Source organism: Protofrankia symbiont of Coriaria myrtifolia (genome assembly GCF_900634755.1).
In the GTDB taxonomy this organism is placed as follows: domain Bacteria; phylum Actinomycetota; class Actinomycetes; order Frankiales; family Frankiaceae; genus Protofrankia; species Protofrankia coriariae.
Map to the genome: position 1 here is coordinate 1 of NZ_CAAAFS010000351.1, position 7,248 is coordinate 7,248.

At 68.3% G+C, this 7,248-nt stretch carries 5 protein-coding genes; 4 read left to right on the forward strand and 1 reads right to left on the reverse strand.

What is annotated here, in order from left to right; genetic code table 11:
• The 4 genes from CM1CMNOD_RS20535 to CM1CMNOD_RS20550 form a co-directional block, all read left to right on the forward strand.
• A partial coding sequence (locus tag CM1CMNOD_RS20535) for a PP2C family protein-serine/threonine phosphatase (protein WP_131774130.1) occupies positions 1 to 782 on the forward strand: 782 nt, incomplete at its 5' end.
• A gap of 33 nt (positions 783 to 815) precedes the next feature.
• Positions 816 to 1,889, forward strand: coding sequence for a hypothetical protein (locus CM1CMNOD_RS20540; RefSeq protein ID WP_013875511.1), 1,074 nt, complete (start codon positions 816 to 818; stop codon positions 1,887 to 1,889).
• 53 nt (positions 1,890 to 1,942) lie between these two features.
• Entirely contained in the window at positions 1,943 to 4,309 is a 2,367-nt protein-coding gene (locus CM1CMNOD_RS20545; RefSeq protein WP_050803627.1) for a hypothetical protein, read from the forward strand.
• 93 nt (positions 4,310 to 4,402) lie between these two features.
• Complete coding sequence (locus tag CM1CMNOD_RS20550; RefSeq protein ID WP_131774131.1) at positions 4,403 to 6,193, forward strand: vWA domain-containing protein; 1,791 nt, start codon at positions 4,403 to 4,405, stop codon at positions 6,191 to 6,193.
• A gap of 44 nt (positions 6,194 to 6,237) precedes the next feature.
• Here CM1CMNOD_RS20550 and CM1CMNOD_RS20555 read toward each other — a convergent pair.
• The coding region (locus CM1CMNOD_RS20555; protein ID WP_207387512.1) for a hypothetical protein at positions 6,238 to 7,248 on the reverse strand (1,011 nt) is incomplete at its 5' end.

The following is a 7,248-nucleotide window of genomic DNA, read 5'->3' on the forward strand; positions in this document are numbered from 1 at the left end:
CGCCGATCCCCCCGCCAGGCCCCCCGTCCGCTCCCGGGGGCGAGCAACTGGTCGCGAACGAACCGGACGTCTCCACGTCGGCACCACTGCGGCTGGCCGCGGCCGGCCGGACCAGGCGCGGTAAGCGCGGCGGCCCCAACGAGGACGCCTTTGTCGTCGTCGACGGCCTGCTCGCGGTCGCCGACGGAGTCGGCGGCGAAGCGGCCGGGCAGATCGCGTCCACCCTGGCGGTGACCACGGTGGCGAGCTTTCGCCCACAGTATGCCGCCGACCCGCGCGACGGACTGCGGGGGGCGCTTGAGCGGGCCAACCGGACGGTCCGGGAGAAACCCCGGGAGGAGCCCTCCTGGCACGGCATGGCCTGCGCCCTCGACGTCGTCGTGCTGGGCCGCCAACAGGACACCGGCCGGACCCTTTTCGTCGCGCACGTGGGGGACAGCTCCGTGTGGCTGCAGCCCGGCCGCGGCCGGCCGCGCCGGCTCACCACACCGCACGCCATCAAGAACGGGCCACTGCTCAACGCGATCGGCCTCAACGAGGAGGTCGAGCTGGACCTGCTGGAGGAGCCCGTGCGGGCCGGCGACCGGGTCGTCCTCGCCAGCGACGGGATCACCAAGGTCATGACGCCCGAGCAGCTGGACGGCCTGTTGATGGAGCTGGGCAGTCTGAGCCCGGAGCGAGCCGCGGACACCCTGGTGGACGCGGCCATGATCGCCGGCGCCCGCGACGACACCACCATCGTCGTCGCCGACCTGGTCGCCGACGACGCCTCCACGCGCTGACCGACCCGCGCTGACCGATTTCGGACGCCCCCGATGACAACAACAGAGACACAATCGACGTCGCGTGCCACCCGTATCGGCCTGTGGGGCGCCCCGCAGAGTGGTAAGATCACTTTCCTGGCCGCGCTGCAGATCGCCGTCGTCAACCAGTCGACCGACGACGGCTGGCTCATCACCGGCGTCGACGACGCGGCCTCGGACTTCCTCAGTACCAGTACCAGCCACATGAACCGGGACCGGATCTTCCCGAACGCGACATCGGCGAACGACGTCCACGAACTGCGGTGGCGTTTCGTCCGGCCCACCCGCGGCGGGACCGGTAGGACATGGTGGCGCAGGCCCGGCCGCGCCATGTCCGGCCAGACGGTCTTCGAGGTGCAGCTGCTCGACGTCAGCGGCGACATGTTCGCAAGCACCCGGACGCCGAACGACCTGGCCGGCCCGGCGGCGTCCCTCTTCGCGGAGGACGAGGACGAGCTGGACATCTTCGACGAGCCCGGGCCCAAGTTCGACACGGCCGATCCACAGGACCAGACAAAAGGTCTTCTCGATCACCTGGCAGCATGCGACGGGATCGTCTACCTCTTCGACCCCTTCCGCGAGCGGGATTCCTACGAGTACTTCCAGCGGACGCTGGAGCAGCTGGCCCGCCGGTCCTACGAGACGGGCCGGCTGCGGGACGGGCGGCTCCCGCACCACCTCGCCGTCTGCGTCACGAAGTTCGACGACCCGGCGGTCTTCCGGAAGGCGCACAACTACGGGGTCGTGCTGACCGGGGACGACCGCGCCATGACCCCGACGGTCCCGGACGACCTCGCCGGTGAGTTCTTCCGGAAGCTGTGCAGCGACCCGAACGGCGCCTCCTCCCTGCTCGTCATGAGAAGCATCGAGCAGTACTTCCACACCCAGCGGGTGAACTATTTCGTGAGCTCGGCCGTCGGCTTCTACATCGGTGCCACCGGCGTTTTCCAGAGACGCGACTTCACCAACGTCGAGACGACTCCGGACGGTGATCTCCGTATTCGCGGCCAGGTCACGCCCATCAACGTGCTGGAGCCGTTCCTGTGGCTGGAGAAACAGATTCGCCAGTCCCTTCTCCGAACATGACGAACCGGGCACCGCGCGACCCTGGCCCGACCGTTCCGGCTGGTTGGGCGCTGATGGGAAAAGAGCCGGACAGCGACAGCGACTACGCCGTGCTGCGGTCGAGCGGCGGTTTCTTCTCCCGAGCCGGCTTCGACGAGATCCTGCGGCGCTTCACACCGGGCACTCCGTCATCGGGATCGATCAGGGAGGCGCTGCCCGATGCCCTGCCATGGGTGACGGTGAGTTACGCGCCTCGAGGTGGGAGCAGCGTGCTCGGGATCGCGGAGCGCACCTGGTCCGACCAGCGTGACGGCGCGCGCAGGCTGATCGCGACGACCAGATACCTCTGCGTGCCCTTCCCCGATCTGGCAGGCACTCCGGTGTCCTATGCGACACTGTATTCCACGCTCAGCAAGGCGAACATCGCTAGACATAACGACGGCGACGAACCGCTACGGATCGCTCTCACCCCGCTGGATCCCGACGAGCTGGCGGAGCACATCGAGCGGTTCGGCTTCGAGCTGGTGGCGACCACCGCCGCCCTGCTGCTCGCGCACCGGGTGTCGGTGTGCGGCGGCCCGACCGGCAGCCCCGACGAGCGGACGATGCTGCGGCTGCGCTTCCTCGACGCGGTGGCCGCGCTGCTCCCCTACGGCCAGCGGTCGAAACTGGTCGCCAGCACCTGGGCGGACGGCGGGAGCACCCACCGGATCAGACTGGCGTTCACGAACCATCCCCGGCCCGGGCACACGGCCGTCTACTGGCCACCCCCGGGCAGACCTCCCTCCCCCGACCCGCCCCTCGACGGCAGGTGCGCCACCTACTTCGACCTGCTTGTGGCCATGAAGGAAAGCGGCAGGACGGTCAGCGAGATCGTCGAACATCTCGCCTCAGTCGTGGAACCACACCGGACGAACGATCCGGAACACGCCATACACCACCTTGGCAAGCTGGATTCGCGGGTCCATATCGCCCAGGCCATCCACAACGGTACGGCACGGGCCGAAGAAGTACGCGAGCTGCTACGGGAGGGCAGGATCGATGATTTCAATCTTTCCCTCCGGCTCAGAGCCGTGCTGCTCCTGCTCCGGGAAGCGGGCGCGGAGGACCTGGAGACGGTCGGAGAGGTCTGGCCACGATGGACGGCCGCAGATCCAACGGTGGAGGAACGGAACCCGTGGCTGGCGGGCTCCACAGGGAGAATCGTCCAGGAGCATCTGTGGGTGGGCCCCGCGGATCTCGAGACGCTGGAGCGGTTTCTGGGCCTGGCCGGCGATCTCGGCTTCGCCGAGCGGGTGCTCGTGGACCTGCTGGACTTCCAGACCGCCAGGACCGCGGCTCACCGGCCCGGACTCCGACAGAAGACCCGCCGAGCCGAACCGTTGGCCGATCTGCGGGCACACGATCGGCAGCGGTGTGCCACAGCAGCGTCCCTCGTGCTGGAGCAGTTCCGCGACCGCCGGTTGCTCGCCGGGCCGGCGACCGCCGCTACGGACGAACGGGCACTGACGATGATCGCTCAGGCACCGTCGTGGCTGGCGCTTGAGCTGATCCGGCAGATGACCGAACCCCTCAGGATGACGACGGCCGAGCAGATCCGAGCCCTGCTGGAATGGCTGACAACCTCCGAACAGCTACGGCGTGTCCTGTGGCCTTTCCTTGACGTCCTTGACGGCATGCCGAGCCATGAGGCCATCGACGAGGTGGACAGGCATGAAAATCAGGGGCATGCCTATCTCTTCGCCCTGCTACGACTGGCCCGTCAGGCCGGCGACGGACCGGCCGCAAAACTGCTGCCGTACGTGTTGTCCTGGCTGCTGCGCACGGCACTTCGGCTGAGGCAGAAGGAATATCCGCTGTGGGTCGACGCGCTGCGCGGAGCCACTCCGGATCCGGCACAGGCCGACGCGCACGAGGCCACCCTGGATCTGCTCCTGCTGGTGTTCGGTGAACAACCACGCAGGCCGCTGTACCTGCGGACGGAGAGCCCCTCGATATCTGCCAGGGACTACGTCAACTGCTTCAGCGAGTCATTTGCAGAACTGTACAGGGACAGTCCCACCGGCAACAGCCGGAGAACCAGGGAACAGGCCGAGTGGACCATCCGACGGGTGGCGGTACACATCCACCAGACTGGCTGGCCACAGTCACCGCAGGCGGTCGGGCTGCTGCTCAGGCTGCTCTACAACATCGCCAGGAAATCCGCGACTATCGGCGACGAAGCGGTCACTGCCACCATCAACAGCGGGCAGGTCACCGCTGCGGAGGCCGTCCAGGCGCTTCTCGACCACCGACCGGATCTCACCACGCTTTCCCCGGCACAGACCTGGCTCACCCAGATCAGACGCGAGCATCCAGAAATGATCAGGGATAACGGCCCCAGCAGAGCGGCCCGGTGGTTTTCGGGACGCGGCTCTCGAACCGGTCGGGAGCGCAGATGACCACCCATGCGGATCGGGAAACGGCGGACCGGGCAGGCCGACATGAGTTGTCACCACCTACCGCAGCGGAGCAGAGGCAGGTCCGATGTGATCATGCCGTACACCACGGCGCCGCTGGCCGCGCCCACGCGACGGCGCACCGCTGCCGCCGCGCTTGCCGTCACCGTGATACTCGCCCTGGCTCTCGCTGTCGGTGCTGGTGGCGGCACGCCGGCAGCGGCCGTGGTCGCCGCGGCGCCGGCCGCGCAGGCGCCGGCGCCAGGCGCCCCGCAGCCAGACCCGGGCATCCCACCGGCGGACCCAGGCGTCGCACAGGTGGATCTGAACGCCGTCATGACCGCGCTGCGCCTCAACGACGTGGCGGCCGACTATGTCCTGCTCGTCGACACGTCGGCGTCGATGCGGGATGGCGCGCTCTTCGACCAGGTGCGTGACTTCCTGCGAGGTTATGTCGCCGGCCTCACGCCCGCCGACCGTTTCACCCTGATCCGTTTCGACGCCGTTCCGGCCCTGCTCTACTCCGGTTCCGCGGCCGACGCGGGCAGTGCCATCGACCAGCTGCCCCTCGTCCCCAACGGGGGAGCCACCGACATCGGCGCCGCCATCAGGGAGGCGGTCAACGAACTCGACCGGCGCGACGCGTCCCCCGTCTCCGCGGTCTTCCTACTGACCGATGGCGCCCACAACCCGCCGCGCAGCAGCGATTTCCCGGACCCGGAAAGTAACGACCGGCCGTGGCAGGCGCTCCAGGACCACACACGACAACGGCTTGACCTTGCAAGGGTCCATGGCCACGGCATCGCTCTGCGCAACGATGATCAGGCGATGGCCGGTGCCAGCCTGCTCAAGTGGGCGCTGCCCGCCACCAAGGTGCTCGCGCTGCCCCCGGACCAGCTGCGCGCCTATCTGGACCGTGCCAAGGAGGACTCCCGCAGGCTCACCGCCGCCGGCCTGCTCACGCCCGACACGCAGGAGCAGGTCACGGTCTCCTGGGAACCGCGGCTGGCCGATGTGGACCCGGGCGCGTCCCATCTGGTCACGCAGGTGAAGCTGACGTCGCGGGCGAAGTGGCTCCCGGTGGAGCTCACCAATGTCTCGATCACGCCTTCGCGCCCGGACGTGCAAGCGGTGGGCGTCCCAGATCGGATAATCCTGCCGCCGGGGCAGAGCGTCACCATTCCGGTCATACTGACCTGGCAGCAGCACTCCGCCGGCTGGCTGCGCAGGTCACAGGTTGTCACAGGTGAGCTTCGCCTGGGCGCGACCATCGACTCGCCGTGGCGGGACGTGGCCAACTACGACTTCAAGCTACCCCTTCGGCTGCGTTTCGCCGACGAGAGCACCGTGCTGCACGGCTCGAACCCGGACGGCTGGAACCTGTGGGGGGTGCTCCGGCTCCTCCTGCTGGTGGCTGCGGTCATCCTCGCGGCCATCCTCGGACGACTGTGGTGGTACCCGAGGCTGGCCGGCATTCTGTTGGTGGAATGGCCGAACGGCCAGGTCGTCCAGGTGGAGCTGTCGGGACGGAAGGCGCAGATCAGCACGCGGCACCGGATCGACGCTCCCGGTACCGGATCGGTGCGTGGCCGGCGCGCGCGGACGGACGGTGAAACCCCCCGGACCGACATCCTGGTGCGTTACCGGCCACGGCAGGTCAGCGGCAGGCTGCCCCGGGTCCGTTTCTCCCCGGGCCAGTCCCGGATCGTCGGGAACGTCACCTTCACCTACCCGGAGGGCACCCACGCGGAGGGCTGGCAGCGGGAGGCCGGCCCGTTCGCCAGGTTCCCCAGATTCCTCCGCGGCCGTCGAGGCCCCCGCGACCGCACGGGCGGCAGCTCCAGGACGCCCCCACCCAGTGGTAAGGCGCGGCGAGCAGGCCCGTAATGATCATTTTTTTGTCTCCGGGGAAACAGCTGGTGTGGTTCCGGTCATTCGGCCACCGGGATGTCGTTCGCCTCGGCGCTGGCGGGCAGCCCGTTGGGGACGTCTGGCGCGAAAAACCGCCGGAACGGTTCGGCGACCTGGCCCCAGCCGGCCGGGAGACGTTCGATGAGGGCCGGTAGCCGCCACGCGCCACCGCGCAGGTCCAAGCGGTGGGCGAGTTGCAGGAGCGCCCGCATTCCGTCCTCGGGAAACTCCGCGGGACTCGGTATTTTGTTGGGGAGTCGATCTTGGGCCAGGAGCGCCCAGAACGGGACAAGCACCAACGGTGCCGAATCTCCGGCGCTGTGCATCCGCTCAAGCCAGTCCCGCAGTCCGTCGACCGAACCGGCGCGCATTTCCTGGATGACGACCTGCAGGGCAGCATGGCCGGTGCAGGCCAGCCCGCGGTCGACCGCGGGCCACCGGGGTTCGCCGTACGCCCACAACCTGTCGGCGCAGAACTCACGGGCCAGCGCAACGGCCCCGGCCTGGGCCTGGCGGGAGCGGTCGTCGGCCTTCTTCGGCGCGCGGGCCAGCAGCTCGCCGAGCACCTGGTCCAGGCGGTCCTGGTCGCGCAGACGCAGCGCGTAACGGTGGGCGGTCTCCACGGCGGGCAGGGCGCCGTCGGCAAGCAGTATCTCGAGCGCCCGGACATCGTCCTCGTCCCTACCGGGGCCGGAACGCCCGGCAAGGACATCCAGCACCCGTTTCTGCCATTTCTCCGGGATCTCCCTGCTCTCCCGCCCCGCCCCGAACAGCGCGCCCTCGGAGATCAGAACAGCCGAGATGCTGTGATCCGGTATTTCCAGATTCAGCGGCTCACTGTCCGCGGCAAGTATCCGGACAATATCATGGGTGGTCTTGTGGAACAGCGTCCGCAGCAACAGGAGACGACGATAGTATGTTCGGGCAAAACCAGAGCGCAACGACGGGACCGCTGGTAGTCCCTGCCAGAACACCACATGTCGTTCTGATATTTTTGTATTGTCGCTGAAAGCAATACGAAAACGCCTGAC